Consider the following 24,062-nt stretch of genomic DNA (forward strand, 5'->3'; position numbering starts at 1 on the left):
TTGAAAGATGAGTGACTCTTTCGGGGTGGTCGAGCGCGCCGCGGCGGCGCGAGGGTTCGATACCAACGTCGTCGTGACGCCGGACGTCGCGCGCAAGTTCGTCGCCGACGGCTATCGCTTCTGCGTGCGCTACGTCAGCCACAGCGCCACCGAGGGCGAGTCCGACATCTCGCGCGACGAAGCCCTGGGGATCCTCGGCGCCGGCCTGGCGCTGATGATCGTCCAGCACGTCCGCCGCTCCGGCTGGTCGCCGACCGCGGCGCTCGGCAGCAGCGACGGCGCCCTCGCGGCGCGCCACCTCGCCGACCTCGGCGCCCCGGCGCAGCTCACCGTGTGGACCGACGTCGAGGGCGTCGACCCGAGCGCGCCGCCCAACAACATCCTCACGTACGGCAACGCCTGGTACACCGCGGTCGCCGCCGCCGGCTTCACGCCCGGCCTCTACGTCGGCCGCCTGCCGCTGACGAGCGCCCAGCTCTACCGCGGCTTCAAGTTCCGCAACTACTGGAAGTCGGGCATCACCGAGGTCGACGTCCAGCGCCGCGGCTATCAAATGCTGCAGCTCCCGCCGGCCAACGATCTCGTCAACGGCATCCACATCGATCACGACGCGATCCAGCCCGACCAGCTCGGCGACCTGCCCACGTGGTGGATCGGCCGCAGCGACCCGCCCGTCAGCTGATCGTCACTCGCGGTCGGGCCGCAGCGGCGCCTGCACGCGCGGGTGCGGCCCCGTGCGCGCCGGCGGCGTCGTCCAGCCGTAGCGATGCGACACCACCCGCAGCGCGAACGTCACCGCGATCGCCGCCGCCGCCGCCCGCGGCGGCCGCCACTCGAGCGCCACGGTCAGCCCGCAGAACAGCGCCGCCCCGGCGCCCGCCACCAGCGCGTAGTACTCGCCGGGCTTGAACAGGAACGGCTCCTCGCGCACCAGCACGTCGCGCAGGAGCCCGCCGCCGACGGCGTTGACCACCCCGATGAAGCCCGCCGCGCCGACGCCGAGCCCGAGCGCCAGCGACTTCTGCACCCCGACCACCGCGTAGGTGCCGAGGCCGATCGCGTCGACCACGAACAGGAGCCCGCGGATCCGGTCGAGCGCCGTCGCGAAGAAGTAGCCGAACACGCTGGCGATCAGCACCACCAGCAAATAGCGGCTGTCCTGCACGCACACCGGCGGGCCCTGCTGCAGGAACAGCCCGTCGCGCAGGAGCCCGCCGCCGACCCCGGTCGCCAGCGCCACCACGAACAATCCCACCGGATCGTAGCCGCGGCGGGCCGCCAGCAGCGCGCCGCTGAGCCCGAACAGCAGCGTCGCGCCGAGGTCGAAGTAGAGCGGCAGCTGGAAGAACTCCTCGGGGTGGACGACCACGGGCCCGAGCATAGCGCGGTCACCGACGAGGGCCCGCTCGCGCTGCCCCGCACCACGCCCGCCCCTCGCGGTCAAGCGCGTCCCGTCTTCGTGCAGCGAGCCGGCGACCCGCGATCGCCGCGACCCCTTCGCACGCGTCGCGCATGAGCACGTGCGACCCATCCGCGCCGTCGCGGGGCAGTTGCTTCGTCTCGCGCTGCCACGACGCGCTCGCGGGCCGATCCTCGGCGCGCCGCGGCTCTTCTCATCGGGGCGTCCCGCGGCGCGCGGTGTGATCCGGTCGGCAACGCCGCGCGCCGGGCCTCTAGACTCCGCCCGCCATGTCCACGCCCGACAAAATGTCCACGAGCGACCGCGTCATCATCGGCCTGCTGGCGTTCTTCCTCTGCATCGCCTTCTCGCTCGAGCTCTACTGGATCGTCTACAACGACAGCCTGGTCGCCCGCGCCGACCACGAGCTGTTCGCCAGGCTGTTCCAGATCTACGGCGACGCCGACCGGGCGTACTACGACAAGATCACGCCGATGGCGATCGGCCTCGAGCAGATCAACGTCTTCATCACCCAGATCGTCAACGTCTGGCTGCTGTGGGCCATCGTCCAGCGCGTGTACTACCGCCACATCCTCCAGCTCTTCGTCGGCTCGTACCTCGCCTATTCGGTGGTGCTCTACTTCTGGGCCGCGCACGTCACCGGCTACCCCGACATGCGCTACCAGTCGCCCTACACCTTCTTCCTGTTCTACGCGCCCAACCTGCCGTGGCTGCTCGGCTACGCCTACATGGCGTGGGACTCGATCCGCTACCTCGGCGCGCGCCTGCGCGGCCACGCCTCCGCCGCGTGATCGCGCCTCGCGGCCTCGCCCCGCGGCGCCGTGCTAACGTCGGCCGCGGAGCACCCGCGTGACCACGTTGAAGCCCTTCCGTTACGGCGAGCGCCGCGAGCTGGCGACCACGCCGATCTTCCGCCTGCAGGAGATCGAGGCCGAGCACCCGCGCACCGGCAGCCTGCGCCCGTACGTCACCCTCGACGCGCCCGACTGGGTCAACCTCGTCGCCCTGACCCCCGAGGGTCAGCTCGTGCTGGTCCGCCAGTGGCGCCACGGCACCCGCCGCTTCGAGCTCGAGCTGCCGGCCGGCGCGATCGAGCCCGACGAGACGCCGGAGCAGGCGGCCGCGCGCGAGCTGCTCGAAGAGACAGGTTATTCCGCCGCCTCGATCGTCCGCCTCGGCGAGGTCGCCCCCAACGCCGCCTTTCAGGGCAACCGCTGCTACACCGTCCTCGCCGAGGGCTGTCGCCGCACCGGCGAGACCGCCTTCGACGAGGGCGAGGACATCGAGATCGTCCTGTGCAGCCCGGCCGAGCTGCGCCCCCAGGTCGGCGACACGGTGATCAACTCGATGGTCATCTGCGGCCTCTACTGGTGGTTCGAGCGCCAAGGCCGGGTCGCCTGGCCCTGAAGACATATCCCGAAGGCCAGCCTCTCAGCGCCCGTCCACCCCCGCGCGGCGCTCCCACGAAGCTGCGCCCTGCTCCCGCGGCGCCCCGGTCTCGCGCAGCGCCGCCAGCCCGGCCTGCACGCATTCGAGGTCTTGCTCGCCCGTCCCGCCGCCGACCCCGATCGCCCCGATCGCCCGCCCCTCGACCACGATCGGCAGCCCCGCGCCGACCGAGCCGAGCCGGGGCAGCCGCGCCGCTCCCGGCGGCAGCACCTCGCCCGGCGGCGACGGCCCGAACAGGGCGGTGAAGGCCTTGCTCTGCGCCACCTCCGAGCTGACGAGCGGCGCCCCGCCCATGCGACACAGCGCCATCACCACCCCGCTCGCGTCGAGCACCGCCACCGATCGCGGCACCCCGAGCGCCCGCGCCCGCTCGACCACTGCGAACACGATCGCCTGGGCCGCGAGGTGCGAGACGCTGAACTTGACGTCGCTCGATTCCATGGTCGTCCTTCCGCTTGCCGCCACTCGAATTCGTAACGCCCATTGGCCGCATGCCCGCAGATCCTTCTGCCGAAACGACGCTCACGACGCGTCAGCGCACCGCCACCGCAACCGCGGCGAATCATACTCGGGTCACGCGGGGCCGGCGCGACCTTCGACACGGTGATGTGAACCGGCCGCGGCGCCGTCGGCTCGCCCCCGCGCCGCCCCCCGCGAATACGTCGACTATCACTGTTTCCAGGCGGTGCCCCCGCCCGACGGTCCGCGATTGCGACCGCGCCGGCCCGTGCGGATCGCGCCTGCCCCTCGCGGTCTGCGAGCAACAGTGAGGCCGCCGGCCGACGGGGCCCCGGCGCCGTCGACAGGAACACCCACACGAACTCGTGGTCGGTCGCCGGGACTCGCATGCCCTGCTGGTTCGTCTCCGGCACCCCGGCCTTCCGTCACCTCGAGCGGCGACCGAGCGCCGGCGACCCGCGTACCCACCTGCGCAGCGCACCCGCGGCCGGACGGCCGGCGCCGGACTCCTCGCAATCGTCGCCGGAGCGCTCACGCCCCAATCCCCACTACCACCATTCGTCATCCTCGATCCGCGGTCGCATTTTACGGCGCCTGACTCAAAGGCCACACATGCCTTCGACTCGTCCTGAGTTCGCTCACGATTATTGACTGCAATGATGCAAGGCCGCCCCGACGTCGAGCTGACTGACAGTCGCGCGACCGGGGCCGCCTGCGAGCACGACCTCGACTCACGCGTCGGGTGAACAGCGCCCCCGAGCCTCTCCCCGCCGCCCCCGGCCCGACCTCCACGCCGGAACGCGCCGACGTCGTCAACCGGGTCCCCCGCCGAGGTCCTCGTCTCGCCCCCCGGCGTGTAGCGTCTGCAACGGATCCCCGGCGAGCGAATGACTATCGCCGGCCGCAGATCGATCTCGCCTGTCGGCGGCCCGCGACCTCACGCGCCGCACCTCGAAGATCCCGCCGTTGCACCGCGCCGCAGCCACGGCTCGCGAATGCGTCGCGACGACAGCGTGGCGCCGACGCGGCGGAGCCAACACCTGCGATCGCCGTCCTGCGAGCGTCGCCGGCCGCGAGCGTCGCTGTGGTAGCGTCCGCGCGATGCATCGCGTTCAGAATCATAGCTGGCAGCGTTTCTCGTCCCTCGGCGCCCCGGCGCTGGAGCCTCGGCCTGCTCGGAAGCCTGTGGCTGACGGCCTGCCCGAATAACCCCTCCGCCAGCGGCACCGACACCGACACCAGCAGCAGCGGCACCGATACCACCACCGACGCCCAGACCACGGCCCCGCCGACGACCACGGTCCCCACCACCTCGACGACCGGCCCGACCAGCACCACCACCGAGACCGCGACGACGACCGACACGACCACCACGACCACCACGACCACCGGCGACACCGAGACCGGCGGCGACGGCGTGTGCGGCGACGGCATGCTCGACGCTGGCGAGGCGTGCGACGACGGGGCCGACAACGGCCCGGGCAAGTCGTGCAACGCGACCTGCGGCCTCAACGTGTGCGGCGACGGCGACGCCGGTCCGGACGAGGAGTGCGACGACGGGGCCGACAACGCCGACGGCAACAGCTGCAAGGCCGACTGCACCGACAACGTCTGCGGCGACGGGGCCAAGGGCCCGGGCGAGGGCTGCGACGACGGCAACGACGTCGACGACGACGAGTGCAGCAACGCCTGCGCCCTCGCCTCGTGCGGCGACGCGGTCGTCGGCCCGACCGAGGAGTGCGACGACGGCGACACCGACAACACCGACGAATGCACCGAGACCTGCACCCTCGCCACCTGCAGCGACGGCTTCCTGCAGTCCGGCGCCGGCGAGGAGTGCGACGACGGCCCCGACAACGCCGACGCCGCCGCCTGCACCAGCGAATGCACGCTCGCCGTGTGCGGCGACGGCCACGTCTTCAGCACCGGCGACGGCCTCGAGGAGTGCGACAACGGCGGCGACAACGGCCCCGGCAAGGCCTGCAAGGCCGACTGCACCCTCAACGTCTGCGGCGACGGCGACCAGAGCCCCGACGAGGCCTGCGACGACGGCAATCAGGACCCCGGCGACGGCTGCTCCGCCGCGTGCAAGCTCGAGGCCTGCGGCAACGCCGTCCTCGACCCGGGCGAGGCCTGCGACGACGGCCAGAACGGCGACAACGACGACGGCTGCACCGACCTGTGCAAGCTGCCCGCCTGCGGCGACGGCTTCGAGCAGGCCAGCGAGGGCGAGGGCTGCGACCTCGGCCCGCAGAACAGCGACACCGGCGCCTGCACCCTCGCCTGCGCCGACGCGACCTGCGGCGACGGACTCGTCCACGCCGGCGTCGAGCAGTGCGACGACGGCCCCAACAACGGCCCCGGCAAGGCCTGCAGGGCCGGCTGCCTCGCCAACGTCTGCGGCGACGGCGACCAGGGCCCCGGCGAGGGCTGCGACGACGGCAACACCAGCGACGACGACGCCTGCACCAGCGCCTGCAAGCCCGCGAGCTGCGGCGACGGCATCAAGCAACCCGGCGAGGCGTGCGACCTCGGCGACGCCAACAGCAACACCGGCGCCTGCACCCTCGGGTGCACCCTGCCCGCCTGCGGCGACGGCTTCGTCCAGGCCGGCGCCGGCGAGGTCTGCGACGACGGCAACCTGTCGAGCAGCGACGCCTGCCTCGCCACCTGCCAACCGGCCGCCTGCCACGACGACGTCCTCCACGTCGGCGTCGAGCAGTGCGACGACGGCAACACCGACGACACCGACGCCTGCGTGCTCGAGTGCGTCGACGCCACCTGCGGCGACGGCCTGCTCCACGCCGGCGTCGAGCAGTGCGACGACGCCAACACCGTCGCCACCGACGCCTGCACCAACGCCTGCAAGCCCGCGACCTGCGGCGACGGCATCGTCTGGGCCGGCCAGGAGCAGTGCGACGACGCCAACGCCAACAACGACGACGCCTGCACCAACGCCTGCACCCTCGGCCTGTGCGTCAACGGCGTCCAGAACGCCGGCGAGCTCGGCGTCGACTGCGGCGGCCCCTGCCCCAAGCAATGCCTGGTGATCAACGAGGTCGACTACGACCAGCCCGGCACCGACAACGCCGAGTTCGTGGAGATCTTGAACGTCTCGAGCGGACCGGTGAGCCTCGCCGGCCACTGGCTGGTGCCGGTCAACGGAAGCAACAACCAGGCCTACTCGGCGGTGGACCTCGGCGCGTCGTTCCCCACCCTCGCCGCGGGCCAGTACCTGGTCGTGGTGTGGGGCAACGTCACCGTCCCCAACGGTCAACTCAAGCTGGTCGCCAACATGATGAGCGTCATCCTTCAAAACGGCTCGCCCGACGGCGTCGCGCTCGTGCACGTGCCGAGCAAGCAGTACATCGACGCCCTGTCCTACGCCGGCGAGATCAACGGCGTGACCTTCATGGGCGTCGGCCCCTTCAACCTGGTCGAGGGCACCCCCGCCAACCTCGTCGACTCCGCCAACAACGCGGGCTCGCTGAGCCGGATCCCCAACGGCATCGACACCAACCAGATGGGCGTCGACTGGAAGTTCACGAACACTCTGACCCCGGGCGCCGCCAACGTGCCCTGAGCCGCGAAGCGCGCGGCTGCCCTGCACCGGCGCAGCCGCGCGAAGCCCTCGCTCTTCATAGATGACCCAACGAACATGTCCGCATGGGCATGTTCCAAAAACATCATCGCCGCCGCCCGCGTGGGCCATGTCCCCGCGGACAGGCGGTTTCTGGCCGGCTCGCGGCCCGAGCCAAGCGCGTCCCGGCCCCTTCCAGAACCCGCGCGGCAACGCGTCGAGTGTCGAGCCGATGCCGGCCCGACGAGCGGTAGCGAAGCGGCGCGGGCGGCACATCACGCCGCGGACATCGTCAGCGTCGCTTCGCCCGGCTCCGCGGCTTCGACCGCCGAGCCGTCGTCGTCGGCTGGGTGCGTCCGACGCCCGGCACGAGCGTCGTACCGAGCCGGCTCAGCACCGATTCCATCTGGGGCACCAATTCCTGCCCTTCGATCAGCTCCGCATCCTGCCCCACCATCGCGAGCTGAGCGACCAGCGTTTCGATGCTGTCGGCCCCGACTCGCAGCAGGCTGTGGCTTGCGCCGTCCGGTTCGAGGATCCCGCACCAGGTGGGAATGCGGGACGCGAGCGTGGTCGCGCTCCCTCTCAGCCGCAGCGTCACCCGGCAGGCGAACGGCGCATAGGCGATGCCGCGTTCGAGGTACGCGGCGACATCGGCCGGTTGCGTGCGCGCGGCGAAGACGGCGCCGGTGCTCGGCCGGGCCACGATGCGGTCGATCCGGAACGTGCGCCAGTCGCTGCGCGACAGATCCCAGGCGATCAGGTACCAGCGCCGGCCGTAGCTCGCGACGCGCAGGGGTTCCACCCGCCGACGACTCGCGGCGCCGTGATGATCGCGGTAGGTGAACTCCAGCGTCAGGCAATCGCGACACGCGGTGGCGATGCCGGTCAGGATGTCCGCATTCGCCAGCGGTTCGCCCATGCGCAGCGCAATCGTCACCGCATGCAACGCCGATGCGCGCCGCCGCAGTCGCGCCGGCAACATCTGGTCGAGCTTCGCAAGCAGGCGCAGCGCGGTGTCCTCGATGCCGCCGATGGACGCGGTGGCGACCCGCAGCGCCATCGCCAGCGCCACCGCCTCGTCGTCGTCGAGCACCAGCGGCGGCAGATCGGCGCCTCGGCCGAGCGAGTAGCCGCCACCGATGCCGGCCGAGGCCTCGACCGGGTAACCGAGCTCGCGCAGACGGTCGACGTCGCGCCGCACGGTCCGCGTGTCCACCTCCAGAGTCTCCGCCAGCGCCGCTCCCGACCAATGGCGGCGCGATTGCAGCAGACTGGCGAGGCGCAGCAGGCGGGCCGAGGTGGACAGCACGCCGCGAAGCTATCGCGGACAGAACATGTCCGCAATGGGCGCTAGTCTCTCTGCCGTCCCCCAGCCACCTGGAAGGCCCATCATGACCGAGTCCATCATCACCTTCTTCCACAATCCGCAGTCGCGTTCGGCCGGCGTGCGAGTGCTGCTCGAAGCCCTCGGAGCCCCGTACGAAGTCAGGTTCATCGACTTCAAGGCCGGTGCGAACCGCACGCCGGAGTTCCTCGCGCTCAATCCGCTGGGCAAGCTGCCGACCATCCGCCACCGCGATACGGTGGTGACCGAGCAGGTCGCGATCTTCATCTACCTGGCCGACCTGTTCCCCGCGGCCGGACTGGCGCCGGCCCTCGACGATCCGCGTCGCGGCACCTATCTGCGCTGGATCGCGTTCTACGGCGCGAGCTTCGAGCCCGCGGTGGTCGACCGCGCGACGAAACGCCCCGAGATGGAAGCCTCGACCTCGGCCTACGGCAGCTACGACGCCATGCTGCAGACGCTGGTCGAACAGCTCGGACGCGGCGACTACCTGCTCGGCGAACGCTTCAGCGCCGCCGACGTGCTGTGGGGCACCGCGCTGCGCTGGACCACGGGTTTCGGCATCGTGCCCGAGCTGCCGGCGATCCGCGCCTACATCGATCGCGCCTGCGCCCATCCGGCCTTCGCGCGGGCCGCCGAGCTGGACGCGGGATTGCTCGCGGGAGCCGCGGGTAAGTAGACCCACGGCCTCTTCCCGCCCGCGCGAGCAGGGCGCGACCGTCGTCAGTGCCACGCCCGACCCCGCGGGCGGTGACCAGCGCGCTCGGGCTCGGCGCCGCCGATGCGGCGCAGCGGAACCCCGGCCGCCGCCTCGTTCGCCGGCGAGGCGCAGCGCCGGCAGTTCAGCCGACGCGGGGACCCGAGACGCCCCTGAACCCGAGCTTCACAGCTCGCGCGAATCGGGTCTCTGCGCTCGCGTGCCGAGCCTCACAGCACGTGCGGGTCGGCTTGAGTCGGGATGGTGGGCAAGCGAGCGTCGCTCGGATCGCGTGGCCTCTGACGCGAGCGACCGCTCGCATCAGCCCGCGTGAAACGTGCCGTCACTCGACCGGCCGCACCCGCAGCTCCGCGCCCTCGGGCCGGTCCGCCCAGCCCGCGAACGCCCCCGCGAACGCGGCCGCCGCCGCCGCGATCGCCGGCGGCTCCCCGCCCTCGAGCCCGATCGCCCACGTCGCCTCGCCGGCCCGCAGCGGCCGCGGGTACGGCCGCACCCGCGCACCCGCGTCCTCGAGCGCCAGCAGCAATCCCATCACATGTCCTTCGAGCCAGCCGACGCACGCCGCCTGCGCCGCGCCGCGACCCTGCAGCGTCAGCTCGACGCGCCGCGGATGCGCCGACGGATCGGTCGCCGCCGTCCAGGCCGGATCGCCCGCGGCGAGCAGCGCCTGCCCGCGGCGCAGCTCCGCGTGCAGCAGCACCAGCGTCGAGCGGGTCACGTGGCGCGCCGAGTTGAATGACGGCGGCGTGGGCGTCCAGATCGGCCACAGCGGCTTGCGCCCGCCCCTCGGCTCCGGCGGCGGTCCGAACGCGATCGCCGCCCCCGGCGTGCGCGCGGCCAGCAGCACGAAGAAGTGGCGCAGCAGCGCCTCCGGCTCCGCGGCCACGCCCGCCTCGCCGGCCGCGCGCACCGCCCACGCCGTCACCAGCGCCCACGTGTAGCCGCCGAGCAGCCCCCACGCCCCCGCGTCGAGCTGGCGCGCGCGCCCACCCGCGCACCCGCGCCAGCGTCTCGCGGAACACGCTCGAATCGTAGTACTCGCCGACCAGGGTCACCAGCGCGTCGGCGTCGACGCAGCCGAGCGCCGCGCGGCGGCTGGCCTCGTCGAGCGTCGCCAGCTCGCCCGGCTCGAGCGACCCGAGCGCGCGCCCCTGCAGCGGCGGCGGCAGCCCGGCGTACTGCAGGTCGACCGCGATCCCCTCGAACCTGCACTTCAGGACAGGCAGCCCCGCGCTCTTCACCGTGCGCACCGCGAGCAGCTCGCCGGCCGCCGCCAGCCGCTGCGTCACCGCCGCGAACAGCTCCGCGCGGTCGACCCCGTCCGCGCCGGCCCACACCAGATCGAGGTCGCCGTCGGGCCCGGCCACCCCGAGCCGCGCCGACCCGACCACCTGCAGCTGCGACCCCGCCTGCACCGCCGCCGTCGCCCGCTCGAACGCCGCGGTCACCCGCTCGTGCGTCGGCGACGGCCAGCGGCCGAACGGCGGCAAGCTCCCCGACCGCTCCTTCACATCATCCTGTTCCTCGGGACAGGTCCGCACCGTCGCCCGGATCGCGAACGGCTCGTCCTCGCGGCGGCTGATCAGGTGCACCGCCTCGACCGTGAACGCCAGCGGATGCCAGCTCGCCCGCCAGCCTTTGATCGCGGCCGCGATCTCCGCCTCGCTGCCGGTCAGCTTGGCGATCGTCAGGTGCGGCACGAAGCCCGGCCCGCGCGCCGACTGCTCGTCGCACAGGGGGAACAGCGCCGCCGCGGCCGCCTGCAGGGCCGACAGCGCCCCGGGCGGATCGCTGACCGGCTCCAACCACACCGTCGTGCTGCCGCGGTGGTCGAACCGGCGCACCTCCTTGAGCGCGATTCGCAGCGGCAACAGCCCGCGCAGCGCCGCGGTCAACGCCGCGGCCGCGTCGGCGAACAGCGCCTCCGGCACGAACCCGTACACCAGGTTGATGTGCGGCATCCAGCGCCCGTGGCTCGGGTCGTGGTCGACGCGGATCGCCTGGATCGCCGGCCACGCCGCCGCCGGCGGGATCACCACCAGCGCGCTGCGGTGCACCGGGCTCGCCGCGGCCAGCCGGGCCCGGCGCGCGGCCATGTCGGCGTCGGCGACCACCTGCAGCAGCGCGCACACGCCGAAGTGATCCGACGCGAACATCTCCTGTCCTTCGGGACCTGTCCCGAAGGGCTTGTCACCGAACAGCGTGGCCTCGATCGGCGCCAGCGCCCCCGCCGGCGAGCGCAGCGGCCCGGTCGAAGCGGGCCGCCTTGCCGGTGCGGCTGGCCAGCCGCGCCAGCGGGTTCGCCTCGGGGTCGAAGGTGAAGCCCGGGTGGTGCGGGTGGACCTCGCGCCACACATCGACCAGGCCCGCGCGCGCGAGCTGCTGGTCCTCCTCGCCGTCGCCGAAGTTGAGGTCGCCGAGGACCAGCGCGTCGTCGACGTCGGCGCGGGCGAGCCGCTCGACCAGCACCGCCAGCTGTTCGGCGCGGCGGTCGTCGGCGTCGGCCTTGCGGTTGCTCGTCAGGTGCACCGCCGCGACCGCCAGCCGCCGGCCCGCCAGCGACAGGCGCCCGACCACCAGCCGCTTGCGCGCCGAGAACTCGTGCAGCTCGAGCGCCAGCGGCCAGCGCGACAGCAGCACCTGCCCGTACGGCTGCAGCCCCGCCGCGTCTGGCCCTTCGGACACGTAATAACCCTCGCGCAGCCACGGCGCCGCCAGCAGCTCGGCCCACAGCCGCGGCGTCACCTCCTGCAGCGCGACGATGTCGGCCTCGCGCTCGCGCAGCAGCTCGGCGCACGCCGGCCCGCGTGCCTCGCTGTACAGCTGCTCCGGCTCGTAGAGGTCGAACAGCACGTTGTAGGTCGCGACCTGCAGCGCCTCCGCCCGCGCCTCGTGGAGCCCCGTCGCCGCGACCGGCAGCCAGGCCCCGCGCGACGGATCGAAGCGGAAGCACGGCCGCGCCTCGAACACCGCCGGGCCCGCGCGAAGCTTGCCGCGCCGCGTCGGCGCCGGCGCGGCCACCGGGGCCGGCGCGCACGCGCGGGCGATCGCCGCGTGATCGGCGGCCGGGCTGTCACCTGACCCGAAGACCAGGTCGATGCGCGCCCGGCGGTCCCACACGATCAGCTCGCCGGCCTTGATGAAGAAGATCCGGTGCCACGGGATCTCGTTGTCGCCGGCCAGGAACTCGGCGAGCGGCGCCTCGCGCACCCCGGCGAAGCGCTCCTCGTACCCGACCACGAACCGGCGCACGTCGAACGTCGCGTCGAAGCGGAGCCGCCCGACCACGTCCTGCACCGGCCGGAGCCCCTGTCTGTCGCGCTGCTTCGCCATGACCGATTCGCCGCGAGAGCGCGGGGACCCGAGGCTAGGCAGGGACGCCGGCCCGCGCAAGGGGCCGGCCGCGCGCACGCGCGCCGATGTGCGCGCGTGCATGCTCCGCGCTGCAGTTCGCGCGCCTCGGCGTGCGCGCAGCAGCGCCCCGGCCGGCGGTGTTACCGTCGCCGCATGCTTCGCTCGCCGCTTATTGCGACCTCGTCTCTCGTCCTCGCCCTCGCCAGCGCCACGGCCCACGCCGCCGAGGTGCCGGTGGCCGATGTCGACGCTCTCCTCGCCGCCATCGCCGCCGCTCAGCCCGGTGACACCATCGTCCTCGCCGCCGGCGACTACGAGGTGCATCAGGGCAAGATCGCCTGCGAGACGGCCGGCACCGCCGACGCCCCGATCGTCGTCCGCGCCGCCGAGCAGGGCGCGGCCAAGCTGCGCCTCGACTCGCTCGAGGGCTTCCACGTGCGCGCCCCGTACTGGCGCTTCGAGGGCCTCGACATCGAGGGCATCTGCGCCGCCGACAGCGACTGCGAGCACGCCTTTCACATCACCGGCGCCGCCAGCAACACCCACATCGTCGGCAACCGCCTGCACGGCTTCAACGCCATGATCAAGGGCAACGGCGAGCCGATCGGGCCCAACATGGCCTACGAGCACCCCGACGACGTCGTCGTCGAGTACAACGAGTTCTTCAACGAGGCCCCGCGCGACACCTCCAACCCGGTCACCCCGATCGACGTCGTCGGCGGCCAGCGGTGGATCCTCCGCGGCAACTTCATCCACGACCACGCCAAGGGCGGCGGCGACAACATCAGCTACGCCGCCTTCCTCAAGGGCCACGCCAAGGACGGCGTCATCGAGCGCAACCTGGTCGTGTGCGAGCTGCTCCACAGCGGCCAGGTCCGGCTCGGCCTGTCGCTCGGCGGCGGCGGCTCGGGCCCCGACATGATCTGCGAGGACGGCGCGTGCAAGCCGGAGCACGAGCGCGGCGTCGTGCGCAACAACCTGATCCTCAACTGCTCCGACGTCGGGATCTACGTCAACGCCGGCGCCGACTCGAAGATCTTCAATAACACCCTCTACAACACCGCCGGCATCGACATGCGCTTCGCCGAGACCACCGGCGTCGTCCACAACAACCTGTTGATGGGCAAGATCCGCGACCGCGACGGCGCCGTCACCGACAAGCAGAACAACGTCGTCGAGGCCACCCTCGAGCAATTCGCCGCGTGGTTCGCCGACCCGGCCGCGCAGGACTTCACGCTGGTCGACGGCGCCGCGTTCGTCGACCTCGGCCTGGCCGTGCCCGAGGTCACCGACGATTACTGCGGCAACGATCGCAACGACGGCGCGATCGACATCGGCGCGATCGAGTACGACGGCGAGGGCTGCAACGGCGGCCTGCCGGTCCCCGGCGGCAGCGGCGGCGACACCACCACGACCGGCGACACGACCGGCGAGCCCACCTCCGGCGATTCCGGCGAGCCCACCTCCGGTGATTCCGGCGTGCCCACCTCCGGCGGCTCCGACGGCCCGACCACCACCGACCCGGGCGGGACCGACGGCGAGACGTCGCTCGGCGAGTCGACCGGCAACACCACGCAATCCGCCACCGACGGCAGCAGCGCCACCGCCGGCGACACCTCGCCCGCGACCGACGACGACGGCGGCTGCGGCTGCCGCAGCGACGCCACCGCCGGCGGCCCGCTCGCGCTGCTCGCTCTGATCGCCCTGCGTCGCCGTCGCCGCCAATCGTAGCAGTCGCTCGCGACTCGGCCTCCGCGAATCCGCGCGGCAACAGACGACCGCCGCGCGGCTCATCCGCACCATTCACGAGCGCGGCTCGCCGTCACAGCGCCGCGCTCGCGCGATCGCCACGCGTCGCGGTCGCTCGCCCGCGACCCTCACGACCCGGCCCTCGTGAATCCTCGGAGTCGCGGCGCGGCGAGCGACCTCCACCCGGCTCTCGTCGCGGCCCATTCATCGCAGTCGCTCGCTCTCGAGACTCACGCGTCCTGGGCCGTCCGCTCGCGCATCCGCCCGCCCGCGGGTCGCTCGCGTCCATCGGCGACCCGCCCTCGCGTCGTGCTCGGGTTGCTGTCGATCTGCCGAGTGCCATGCTCCTGCGCTCCGCAATCTTCCCAGTCGCCGGCGGACGGCCGGCAGGAGCCCGCATGCGCGCACGTTCTTTTTTAAAATGACCTCCGGGGTGACCGCCGCTCTCGTGTTGTTTGCCGCCGACGCCGCGGCCGCGGAGGTCGCCACCGCGATCGGCCCGATCGTCGGCGGCGAGGACGGCATGGTCGTCGCGTCGAGCAACGAGGCCGCGCGGGTGGGCGCGCAGATCCTGGCCGAGGGCGGCAACGCGGTCGACGCCGCGGTCGCCATTCAGTTCGCGCTCGGCGTCGCCGAGCCCGGCTTCTCCGGCATCGGCGGCGGCGGCTTCATGATGATCTACGACGCCGAGGACGACGTGGTCACGGTCGTCGACAGCCGCGAGCGCGCCCCCGCCAGCGCCGAGCCCAAGATGTTCTTGAACGAGAACGGCGAGCCGATCCCGTTCGCCGAGCGGCGCACTCTCGGCGTCGCCATCGGCGTCCCGGGCGCCCTGGCCGGGGCCGAGTACGCGCGGGCCGAGTTCGGCACCCGCTCGCTCGCCGACCTGCTCGCGCCCTCGATCGCGCTGGCCGATCACGGCGTGATCGTCAGCCGGCTCATGGCCGCCAGCCTCGTCGAGCATCAGCCCTTCCTGGCCGCCAACCCGGCCGCCAGCGCGCTCTTCCTGCCCGGAGGCAAACCACTGAAGATCGGCCAGCTGCTGGTCCAGCCCGAGCTCGCCGACACCCTGCGGCTCATCGCCGCCGAGGGCATCGACGCCTTCTACCGCGGGCCGATCGGCGAGGCCTTCGTCGCCGCGGTCCAGGCCGCCGGCGGCGGCATGACGATGTCCGACCTCGACCATTATCAGATCACCGTCGACGACCCGGTGCAGGGCCGATACGGCGACTACGAGATCGTCACCGCCGCGCCGCCCAGCTCCGGCGGGCTCACGGTGCTGCAATTCCTCGACATCCTCGAGCGGCTCGACATCGGCCAGTACCCGTTCGACTCCAGCCTGCGCTACCACCTGGTGATGAAGGCGATGCACCTCGCCTTCGCCGATCGCAACGCGTACCTCGGCGACCCCGAGTTCGTCGACATCCCCCTCACCGGCTGGCTCGCCCCCAAGTACATCCAGAAGCGCGCCGCCATGGTCGACCTGACCGAGAACACCTGCCCGGTGCCGCCGGGCGCCATCGCCGGGGCCGCGCCGGCGCTCGCGCCCGTCGAGCTGATGAACGGCGACCCGCAGACCACCCACGTCAACGTCGCCGACCGCTGGGGCAACCTCGTCGCCTTCACCGTCACCATCGAGCAGCACTACGGGACAGGTCGCCTGCTGCCGGGCTACGGCTTCTTCCTCAACAACGAGCTGACCGACTTCGACCCGCTGCCGGGCCGCCCCAACTCGCCGGCGCCGGACAAGCGGCCGCTCAGCAGCATGGCCCCGACCCTGGTGTTCCAGGGCGGCGAGCCCGTCTACGTCCTCGGCTCGCCCGGCGGTCCGCGCATCATCAGCGCCGTCGCCCAGGTCTTGCTCGACCTGCTCGAGTACGGCCTCGACATCGAGCAGGCGATCGCCAAGCCGCGGATCTACAGCGCCCTCTGCAACGAGAAGGCCCGCTGGGAGAGCGACCTCCCCCGGACCGTGCGCGACGAGCTCGAGGCGCTCGGCCACCGCTTCCGCGACAAACCGCTCGAGGTCGGCGACGTCAGCGTGATCGCGGTCGACGGCGGGACCTACGTCGGCGTCGCCGACCCCCGCCGCGACGGCGTCGCCGTCGGCCTCACCCGCGCCGAAGACGATTGAGGCGCATGCGACGTATCGTGCGAGTCACCGTCGATCATGCCACCCGGCCCCGCTCGCACGCCGAACAATACACCTCGATCGGCTCGAGCGTGAACGCCACCGCGTTCGACCCGCGCCCCGCACAATGGCGGTGGAGCGGCGCATCGTCACAATACGGGCACAGGCCTGCCTCGAAGACCTGCTCGCGGCAGCGGCCGGGCAGCCCGACGAATTGGCAGCCGCAGACCCTCCGCGCCTCGTCCTCCGGATCGCTCATCGCTCTCCACCTTCGCGCCGCGGCCTCGGCCGGTCATGATTCCTCCGCCGTCTTGCCCGGACGTCGCGCCCGGCGCTTGCGTGCGGGCTCCGGCGAGATCGATGTCATGCGCCCCGTCGCGGCGTCGATGCGGAGCCGACGATTGCGCCCCGAGAGGATGAGCCAGCCATCCCAGCCGCCCTCGACCGTGCGCAGGTCGAGGGCGCTGCGCGGCGGCTCCTGGCAGCGGCCGAGGTCGAGCAAGCGCTGCTCGGCGCCGGCGCGATCGACCGGTCCGCCGACCGCGTGGCTGCCGAGGCGCTCCAGGTACGCCGCGAGCTCGGGCGCCCCGACCTCCCGGGCCTGCGGCGCCCACCCGGCCGCGCGTCGCAGCGTCGCCTCGAGCTCCTGGCCGTGATAGGCCGCCTGGCAGCAGCTGTCGCGCGCGTGGTGGGCGACGATCTCGAGCAGGTACTGCCGCTTGGGCACGCCCGGCTCCGCGGCGGCCGCGAGCAGCGTCGGCACCAGCGCGTCGTCCATCAGCAGCAGATCTTCGTCCTGGCTCATCAAGGACCAGCGCGGCTGCCAGGCCCAGCGCCGGGCCAGGCCCGCGCGGATGCGGCCGAGGTTCTCCTCCGTCCGGTAGGGCTTGGCCAGCCCGGCCGCCGCGAACGCGTCCCACAATCGCCGCACCGCGTCGTCGATGTCGCTCGCGCGCTGCGGCGGCGCCCCGGTGAGCTCGGCCCACCGCTCCGGCAGCAAGAGGCCGTGGCGATAGGCCCGCAGCAGGTTGCGAGCGAGCTGCGCGCCCTCGTCGTCCGGGAGCTCGCGCAGCCGCAGCACCCACGCCTCGACGCTGCGCTCGTCGCCCTGCCACCCCACGGGCGCCAGGACCTCGACCAGGCGGGCGAACTCGGCGCGCTGTCGGGCACGAGCCATCGCTCGACGGTACTACGGAGCGCGCCGCACGGCGACTGCATGCAGGCGCGAGCGCGAGCCTCGACCCGCCATCCGGCGAATCACTCGCGGCACGGCGACCCCGCGCGGCCGCCGAGCCGTGAGCGTCGGACCGGCGGCGCAGGTGAGCAGCGACGTCGCGGCTGCGAATCGACGCACCGAGGGGTCGTCGAGGTGCGGCTCACAGCGCCAGCGCAGCCGCGAGCGCGAGGTGGACCGTCGGGAAGATCCGTTCGGTCGGCAGCGGCAGGTCGAGCCCGACGATCCGGCGGGCGCTGGCCGGTGTCACGCCCGAGAGCAGGCACGCTGCGCCCATCAAACGGGTGGCGCGAAAGACGTCGAGGAGCGCGGCGATCGACGCGCTGCCGGTCTCCTCCATGCCGGTCAGGTCGAACACCACGGCGCGGGTGGCGCGGCACGCGATCGCATGCAGCAGCCGCTGGGCGACGAGGGCGCAGCGCTCGCCGTCGAGGCGCCCGACGACCGGCAGCAGGAGCACGCCCGGCGCGGCCTCGAGGATCGGCGCCGAGAGCTCGAGCAGCTCCTCCTTCTGCGTCTTCACCAGAGAGTACTGCTCGTCGAGCGCTCGCAGGTCCTCGAGGTTCCAGTACACGACGCCCGCGAGCGAGGCGACGAAGTTGACGAGCGCGATCTGGACGTCCGAGAAGGCGGCCGGTCGGACGTTGCCGAGCGAGATGACGCCGACGCTCTCGCCGCGGCCGACGACCGGCACCGTGAGGCGCGAGCGGACCGGGTGCCGCCGCGGATTGACCCGCGCCGAGGGGTCGGCCTCGACTTGCACGTCGGGCAGGTGCAGCACGGTGCGCGTGCGGAACACCTCGCCGACGTGTCGATTCATCGCGGTGAGCTCGGCGGCGCGGCGCTCTTCCTCGGTGAAGCCGCGCGTGAACGCGTGGCGCAGCCGGCCCGTCCGGCGCTCGAGGAAGAACAGGCCGATGTACTCGCAGTCGACGATCCGCGTCATCACATCGTCCATGGCCGCGACGAGCATCGCCTCGTCGCGCACCGCGGCGAGCGCGGCGGCCGAGCGATCGAGCAGCGGCAGGAGGTCGAGCGAGTCGGCGCGAGACATGCGGGCCGACACGAGCCTATCACCTCCGGCGATCCGCCGGCGGCGCCTCGCGGGCGGCCGCGCGAGCGTCGATCGCGTGCTGCGCCCGGAGCGGGAGACGCGGACCACGTTGACGACGTCGTCGCTGGTGACAGGCGGTAGGCTCCTCCGTCTCGCTCGGGTTCGAGGGCTCTCCACGCTGCAGAAGCCCGCGCTTCATCCAGCTCGTCGATCGCGCCCCTTGTCGAACGAGCTCCGGTATCATCCCAGGCCGTGCCGAGACGCAGCGACGTCGCCGTGGCCCAGCGATTCCTGGCATCGACGCGGTTGGAGCGCCACCGTCACGGGATCGGGTACGCCGCGGTCGTCGTCGCCGGGGGCTACGTCGAAGCGGGAGACTCGGGTCGATTCCGGCTCGGCGCCGGCGCCGTGGTGTTCCACCGCGCCTTCGAGGCGCACGCCGACCAGTTTGGCGCCGCCGGGGCCGAGGTGCTGAACCTGCCGCTTCCGATCGATGCACCGGATGTGCCGGTCGCCGTGCTGCGCGACCTCGATGCCGTGGTGCGGACGGCCGAGCGGGACCGGCTCGCCGCGTCCAGCCTCCTGTCCGCCTCATGCGTGGCCGCCACGGATGGGCCCGAAGACTGGCAGGACTTGCTCGCCGCGGCGCTGCGCGAGGACCCGTCGCTGCGCCTCACGCAATGGGCAGAGGCCGCGGGTCTCACGCTGGAGGCGGTCGCCCGCGGCTTCAAGCGCGCGTACGGCGTCTCACCCAAGCGCTACCGGGCCGACGCGCGCGCTCCGTGCATGGCGGACGATCCCCGGCTCGTCGCTGCCGCTGGCGCAGCTCGCCCTGAATCTCGGCTTCGCCGACCAGGCTCACATGACTCGCGACGTGGCCGCGCTGACGGGCCGGACGCCGGCGTCGCTGCGGCGCACGCCGAGGCCGGAGGATCAATTGGATTCAAGAACGCTCGGCCGCGAACGACTATTCGGGGAGGAATGAATCGACGCGACTGCCTCTTCGCCCTGGGCCGACTCCCGCTCGTCGCGGCGGTCGGCTGTGCCACCCGCGGCTCGCTCGTCCCCGCTGCCCCGGCCCCACGCACCCGCTGGAACGTCACCGCCTCCGAAGCCCTGGACGCGCTCTGCTTCCTCGGCCCGCTGTCCGGGGACCCGTTCTACACCGACCACTATCGCGAAGAGCTCGCGCAGTTCCTGCCCGGATTCAGCGCCGAGGCCGTCGGCATCGTCCAGCAGCTCAAGGCCTCCGCGAAGGAGCACGGCGACCTGCTGGGCCCTTTCCTCTGCCTGGTGTTCTCCGCCGGGCCCGGCGACACGCTCGCCGACCTGCGCGGCTCGCTCGCGGAGGCCGAGCAGCAGCTGCTCCTCGCTACCGCGCCAGCCCCTACTGGGACGACGAGGCGTGGGCCTGGTTCGTCGCCGCACGGCCGGCGCTGACACGCCTGTTCGATGCGCTGGCGGCCGCCGACTTTCCGGCGCTCCGCCGGCGCGTCCTCGGCGACCGGGTGGAACGGCGCGTGGCGGCGCTGCGCCAGCGACTGACGGGAGTGGACATCATCGCCGAGCAGGAGCGGCTGCTGGGCCGTCGATTGCAGCCGGACATCACCATTCACCTGCTGCACTTCTCCAAGCCGCACGGCATCAAGATCATCGGCCAGCGCTTCATCTCCCATCTCGACTATCCCGACGAGACGGTCCTCCGCATCGCCGCGCACGAGATCCTCCATCCCCCCTTCGACGGCGAGAGCCCCGCGATTCGCGACGCGCTGGAGGTGCTGCGCCGCGATCCCCTGCTCACCCGGATCGTCGCCGAGCACGACCCCAGCTTCGGGTACACCACGCTCGACGGGCTCTTCGACGAGGACACGGCGGAGGCGCTGGATCAGCTCATCAGTGAGCGGATCGGCGTCGCCCGGCCCGCCGGCGAGCGCTGGCGAGGCGCCGACGACGGCATGCACGTGCTGGCCGCCGGCCTCTACGGCCTGCTCAAGGCCGACGGCTTCGAGCGCACTGGCGGAGCCATCCAGGCTTGGCTGGGCAACGCCGCACACGACGGGCGGCTGGCCCCCGACTCGCTTCACTCCGCGGCCGCCTCGGTGCTCGGACTTTCGCGCGACCGGCTCTGGTCACCCGCGCCCCGCCCCTGAGTGCGTGCCCCCTCGCGTTCACGGGTGAAGGCGCACCGCGTGGGCGGGCAGCGCTCCCGCCGATCGTGCGCGGGCCCGTCTCGCATCAGGCCGCGTTCACGGGCGATGCCGGCAGCTCCGCCAGCAAGGCCTCGAGCACCTCCGGCGCGGCGGGCTTGACGATGTGGCGATCGAAGCCGGCCTCCTGCGCGCGGGCCTTGTCCTCCTCCTGGCCCCAGCCGGTGAGCGCGACGAGGACCGGCTTCTCGCCCCACGGCTCTGCGCGCATCCGGCGGGCCGTCTCGTAGCCGTTCATCGTCGGCATGCCGATGTCGAGGAACACCACCTCGGGGCTGAATTCGGCGGCCAGGCGCAGCCCCTCGAACCCGTCGTGGGCCACGCGCGTGTCGCAGCCGATCAGCTCGAGGAAGTCTGCCAGGCTGAGCGCGGCGTCGCGGTTGTCGTCGACGACCAGCACGCGGCGACCGGCGCCCTGCACCGCCTCGCAGGCCGACGCCGGCGGCTCTGCGGGCCGCGAGCTCGACGGGGCGATCGGCAAGCAGACCGTGAACTCGCTGCCCATGTCGAGGCCGCCGCTCCTGGCCTCGACCGTACCGCCGTGCATCTCCACCAATTGTTTGACCAGCGACAGGCCGATGCCCAGCCCGCCTTGCGACCGCTCGTAGGTGTCGGTGACCTGCGCGAACAGGTCGAACACGCGCGGCAGCATCTCCGGCTCGATGCCGATGCCGTCGTCCTTGACGCGGACCGCGACCGCCCCGGCTCGCCGCTCGATCGCCAAACAGATGTGACCGCCGGGCGGCGTGAACTTGGCGGCGTTGCCGAGCAGGTTGGCGAACACCTGCGCCAGGCGAACCGCGTCGGCCTCGACGAACACCGGCTCCGGCAGCGACTCGACCGTGAGCTCGTGGCCATGGCGCTCGATCAGCGGCTGGACCGTCTCGATCGCGCTCTGCAGCACCTGCCCCAGCGCGACGCGATCTTTTCGCAGCTCGATCTTGCCGCGGCTGATCCGGCTCACGTCGAGCAGGTCGTCGATGAGGTGCACCATCTGCCCGAGCTGCCGCTCCATCATCTCTCGCGCCCGCTCGGCCATCTCCTCGTCGACGCCCGCGCGGCGGAGGATCGCAAGCCCGTTGCGCAGCGGCGCCAGCGGGTTGCGCAGCTCGTGGGCGAGCGTCGCCAGGAACTCGTCCTTGCGGCGATCGGCCTGCCGCAGCGCCTCCGCCTGCCGTTCCAGCAGCTCCTTGGACCGCCGCGCCTCCGTCCAGTCGCGCATGATCTTGAGGAACCCGTGGTACTCGCCGCCGTCGCGCAGCGGCATCATCAGGCCGCTGCCCCAGAAGCGGGTGCCGTCCTTGCGCAGGTGCCAGCGCTCGCTGTGGGCCCGGCCGTCTCGCCGCGCCGCGCGGATCTCCTTCTCCGGCACCCCGCGCGCCCGGTCCTCGGGCGTGAACAGGACGGCGCCGTCCTTGCCGACGATCTCGTGCTCCTCGTGGCCGAACACGTTCTTCGCCCCCGCGTTCCAGCTGGTCACGATCCCTCGCGCGTCGACGGTGAAGATCGCGTAGTCCGTGGCGCTCTCGAGGATCAGCCGGAGCCGCTCCTCGCTGCGCGCTCGCGCCTCCGCGGCCTCCTTGCGGGCGGTGATGTCGCTGACGACGCCGAACAGGCGGACGATCTGCCCCTGCGTGTCCCGCACCAGCTTCGCGCGCGAGTCGATCCAGCGCCAGCCGCCGCCGGCCAGCGGGATGCGGTACTCGTTCTGATACTTGCCGGTGGCGAGGCACTCCGCCACGGCGCAGCGATCGCGCGCCAGGTCGTCGGGGTGGAGCCGCGATTCGTACAGCTCGAACGTGATCGGCGTGTCCGGGGCGACGCCGAGCAGCTCGCGCGTCAGCGGCGACCAGACGGCGCGCTGGGTCCGTAGATCCATCTCCCACTCGCCGAGCTCGGCGCCCTCCATCGCCAGCCGCAGCCGCTCCTCCTTGTGCTGCAGCTGCTCGCGCAGCCGCTGGCGCTCGCTGACGTCGAGGCAGGCCCCGACCGCGCCTCGCACCGCGCCGGCGGCGTCGAACAGCGGCGCGGCGTTGCCCAGCAGCGTGAACACCGACCGATCGGGGAGGACCAGGTCGACCTCCACGTCGGTGACCGGCGCTCGGGTGGCGATGGCCAGGCGCAGCGGCGTCCGTTCCAGCGGCAGCTCCCGGCCCTCGCGTTCGAAGCGGAGCCACCCGCGCTGCTCGGGCGGGAGTCGGGCCGAGATGTTCGAGCCGGGCGGCAACTTCAGCAAGCGGCAGCCCGCCTGGTTGCCGACCACCTCCCGACACTCCGGATCGCGCGCCAGCCAGGCCACCGCCGGCACCAGCTCCATCAATCGCTCGATCTCCTCGCCGCGCTGCCGCAGCGCCTCCGTCGTCTGCAGCGAGGAGCCCCGGCGAGTCGCTCGTCGACGCTCGCACGCGGCACAGATGCCCACGGCAGTGGCCGCGAAGATGGCCAGCTGCGACCACTCGGCGGCGCGGGCCGTCGTCTCCGCCGAGAGCAGCCAGACCACCCCGGCCGCGGTGCACAGGAGCGTCGTCAGCAGACCGGGCCACAGGCCGCCGACGACGGCCGAGACGAGCACTGCGGGCACGAACGGCATCAGCGCCGCGCGTCCCGAACCCGAGGATGACAGGGCCAGCCAGCCGATCACGGCCCACGCGGCCGCGCCGCTCGCCAGAGCGTACAGCATCCATGGGCGGGGGCCTTCCAGGACTTCTCCTCCTGCCGCATCACCTCGAACGACTGTGTGGGCATTCGGCCGGCGGGCCACGCACAGCGGGGGCAAATTCGGTCCGCGAGCGGCAACCTCCGTGCCCGGGCCGCGACGAGCTCAGGCGTCGCCGACGGTGCGGCCGTGGCGGCGCCCGACAGCGACCTCATCCGCGCGCACCCGGGCGGCCGGGCCGCGGACTCGCGCGAGGTCGTGTCCGCCGCGCGAACCACGGCCGGGCCGGGCGCACCGCAAGGAGACCGCAGCGCCGAGCGTTCGCTGCAGCGCGAGCGCCCCGCGGCGCGGGCTCACGGCGGCGTTTCGACGCGCCGGAGGAGTCCGTGCGGGCCATGCCGCATTCCATACGTCAGGGCGAGGACCGATCTGCGCGTGTCAGGAGAACAACAGCTTCGCGCCGACCGTGAACAGCGACTTGACGGCATCGACGCTCTCCCGGCCGGAGTACGAGAACTCCACGGTGGTGCCACCCGCCGCCGCCCGACTGATCTTGAACACGATGCCGCCCAGCACGAACGCCGTGAAACTCGCGGCGAGCGCGACCTTCACCGTCAGCGTCCCCGACATCGTCAGCGGGCCGGTCTCGGCGACGGCGGATGACGTGTTCCACTGGATCGCGGCCACCGCGTCCTCCTGGCTG

19 protein-coding genes and 1 pseudogene are annotated in these 24,062 nt (G+C 72.6%); 9 read left to right on the forward strand and 11 right to left on the reverse strand.

Annotated elements, in window-relative coordinates:
- Positions 1-7 precede the first annotated feature (7 nt).
- Positions 8-682 carry a glycoside hydrolase domain-containing protein gene (locus OV079_RS28645; protein WP_267772129.1) on the forward strand — a complete coding sequence of 225 codons (675 nt, stop codon included), beginning with the start codon at positions 8-10 and terminating at the stop codon, positions 680-682.
- Positions 683-685: 3 nt separating this feature from the next.
- On the opposite strand, the gene OV079_RS28650 is transcribed toward OV079_RS28645, so the two are convergent.
- Complete coding sequence (locus tag OV079_RS28650) at positions 686-1,369, reverse strand: trimeric intracellular cation channel family protein (RefSeq protein WP_267772131.1); 684 nt, start codon at positions 1,367-1,369, stop codon at positions 686-688.
- Between the two features lie 320 nt (positions 1,370-1,689).
- On the opposite strand from OV079_RS28650, the gene OV079_RS28655 reads away from it, so the two are divergent.
- Both OV079_RS28655 and OV079_RS28660 read left to right on the forward strand, forming a co-directional pair.
- Positions 1,690-2,211: an EXPERA domain-containing protein gene (locus OV079_RS28655; protein WP_267772132.1), complete on the forward strand. Its 522-nt coding sequence runs from the start codon at positions 1,690-1,692 to the stop codon at positions 2,209-2,211.
- 58 nt (positions 2,212-2,269) lie between these two features.
- Positions 2,270-2,827, forward strand: coding sequence for an NUDIX hydrolase (locus OV079_RS28660; RefSeq protein WP_267772133.1), 558 nt, complete (start codon positions 2,270-2,272; stop codon positions 2,825-2,827).
- Positions 2,828-2,851: 24 nt separating this feature from the next.
- On the opposite strand, the gene OV079_RS28665 is transcribed toward OV079_RS28660, so the two are convergent.
- The gene (locus tag OV079_RS28665) at positions 2,852-3,310 is read right to left on the reverse strand and encodes a GlcG/HbpS family heme-binding protein (protein WP_267772134.1); all 459 of its coding nucleotides are present in this window, start codon (positions 3,308-3,310) and stop codon (positions 2,852-2,854) included.
- A gap of 1,102 nt (positions 3,311-4,412) precedes the next feature.
- On the opposite strand from OV079_RS28665, the gene OV079_RS28670 reads away from it, so the two are divergent.
- Positions 4,413-6,911 (forward strand): DUF4215 domain-containing protein, encoded by a 2,499-nt coding sequence (locus OV079_RS28670; protein WP_267772135.1) that lies wholly within the window; start codon positions 4,413-4,415, stop codon positions 6,909-6,911.
- A gap of 289 nt (positions 6,912-7,200) precedes the next feature.
- Here OV079_RS28670 and OV079_RS28675 read toward each other — a convergent pair whose 3' ends face one another.
- On the reverse strand, positions 7,201-8,220 hold the full coding sequence (locus tag OV079_RS28675) for a helix-turn-helix transcriptional regulator (RefSeq protein ID WP_267772136.1): 1,020 nt from the start codon (positions 8,218-8,220) through the stop codon (positions 7,201-7,203).
- A gap of 82 nt (positions 8,221-8,302) precedes the next feature.
- Here OV079_RS28675 and OV079_RS28680 point away from each other — a divergent pair, with 82 nt between their 5' ends.
- Positions 8,303-8,935: a glutathione S-transferase family protein gene (locus tag OV079_RS28680; RefSeq protein ID WP_267772137.1), complete on the forward strand. Its 633-nt coding sequence runs from the start codon at positions 8,303-8,305 to the stop codon at positions 8,933-8,935.
- A 361-nt stretch (positions 8,936-9,296) separates the two neighbouring features.
- Here OV079_RS28680 and OV079_RS28685 read toward each other — a convergent pair whose 3' ends face one another.
- The 3 genes and pseudogenes from OV079_RS28685 to OV079_RS28695 all read right to left on the reverse strand — a co-directional run bounded on the left by OV079_RS28685 (position 9,297) and on the right by OV079_RS28695 (position 12,271).
- Positions 9,297-9,899, reverse strand: a complete 603-nt coding sequence (locus tag OV079_RS28685) for a hypothetical protein (protein WP_267772138.1) — start codon at positions 9,897-9,899, stop codon at positions 9,297-9,299.
- 178 nt (positions 9,900-10,077) lie between these two features.
- Positions 10,078-11,130 (reverse strand): annotated as a pseudogene (locus OV079_RS58780) (2'-5' RNA ligase family protein); the annotation flags it as partial.
- 34 nt (positions 11,131-11,164) lie between these two features.
- Positions 11,165-12,271 (reverse strand): RNA repair domain-containing protein, encoded by a 1,107-nt coding sequence (locus OV079_RS28695; protein WP_267772140.1) that lies wholly within the window; start codon positions 12,269-12,271, stop codon positions 11,165-11,167.
- Between the two features lie 210 nt (positions 12,272-12,481).
- Between OV079_RS28695 and OV079_RS28700 the strand changes: the two genes are divergently transcribed.
- Together OV079_RS28700 and ggt are read left to right on the forward strand one after the other, a co-directional pair.
- Positions 12,482-14,059 (forward strand): MYXO-CTERM sorting domain-containing protein, encoded by a 1,578-nt coding sequence (locus OV079_RS28700; RefSeq protein ID WP_267772141.1) that lies wholly within the window; start codon positions 12,482-12,484, stop codon positions 14,057-14,059.
- Between the two features lie 451 nt (positions 14,060-14,510).
- Positions 14,511-16,211 (forward strand): gamma-glutamyltransferase, encoded by a 1,701-nt coding sequence (ggt, locus tag OV079_RS28705; RefSeq protein WP_267772142.1) that lies wholly within the window; start codon positions 14,511-14,513, stop codon positions 16,209-16,211.
- Between the two features lie 34 nt (positions 16,212-16,245).
- Here ggt and OV079_RS28710 read toward each other — a convergent pair whose 3' ends face one another.
- From OV079_RS28710 to OV079_RS28720, 3 genes are all read right to left on the reverse strand, one after another.
- The gene (locus OV079_RS28710) at positions 16,246-16,467 is read right to left on the reverse strand and encodes a hypothetical protein (RefSeq protein ID WP_267772143.1); all 222 of its coding nucleotides are present in this window, start codon (positions 16,465-16,467) and stop codon (positions 16,246-16,248) included.
- A 33-nt stretch (positions 16,468-16,500) separates the two neighbouring features.
- Positions 16,501-17,385 (reverse strand): hypothetical protein, encoded by an 885-nt coding sequence (locus OV079_RS28715; protein WP_267772144.1) that lies wholly within the window; start codon positions 17,383-17,385, stop codon positions 16,501-16,503.
- 199 nt (positions 17,386-17,584) lie between these two features.
- Positions 17,585-18,496 (reverse strand): GAF domain-containing protein, encoded by a 912-nt coding sequence (locus tag OV079_RS28720; protein ID WP_267772145.1) that lies wholly within the window; start codon positions 18,494-18,496, stop codon positions 17,585-17,587.
- 252 nt (positions 18,497-18,748) lie between these two features.
- Here OV079_RS28720 and OV079_RS28725 point away from each other — a divergent pair, with 252 nt between their 5' ends.
- Both OV079_RS28725 and OV079_RS28730 read left to right on the forward strand, forming a co-directional pair.
- Positions 18,749-19,936, forward strand: coding sequence for a helix-turn-helix domain-containing protein (locus OV079_RS28725; RefSeq protein WP_267772146.1), 1,188 nt, complete (start codon positions 18,749-18,751; stop codon positions 19,934-19,936).
- Between the two features lie 80 nt (positions 19,937-20,016).
- On the forward strand, positions 20,017-20,646 hold the full coding sequence (locus OV079_RS28730; protein ID WP_267772147.1) for a hypothetical protein: 630 nt from the start codon (positions 20,017-20,019) through the stop codon (positions 20,644-20,646).
- An 85-nt stretch (positions 20,647-20,731) separates the two neighbouring features.
- Here OV079_RS28730 and OV079_RS28735 read toward each other — a convergent pair whose 3' ends face one another.
- Positions 20,732-23,383: a hybrid sensor histidine kinase/response regulator gene (locus OV079_RS28735; RefSeq protein ID WP_267772148.1), complete on the reverse strand. Its 2,652-nt coding sequence runs from the start codon at positions 23,381-23,383 to the stop codon at positions 20,732-20,734.
- Between the two features lie 414 nt (positions 23,384-23,797).
- Entirely contained in the window at positions 23,798-24,046 is a 249-nt protein-coding gene (locus OV079_RS28740; protein WP_267772149.1) for a hypothetical protein, read from the reverse strand.
- Between the last annotated feature and the right edge of the window lie 16 nt (positions 24,047-24,062).

Source organism: Nannocystis pusilla (genome assembly GCF_026626665.1).
Lineage (GTDB): Bacteria > Myxococcota_A > Polyangia > Nannocystales > Nannocystaceae > Nannocystis > Nannocystis pusilla.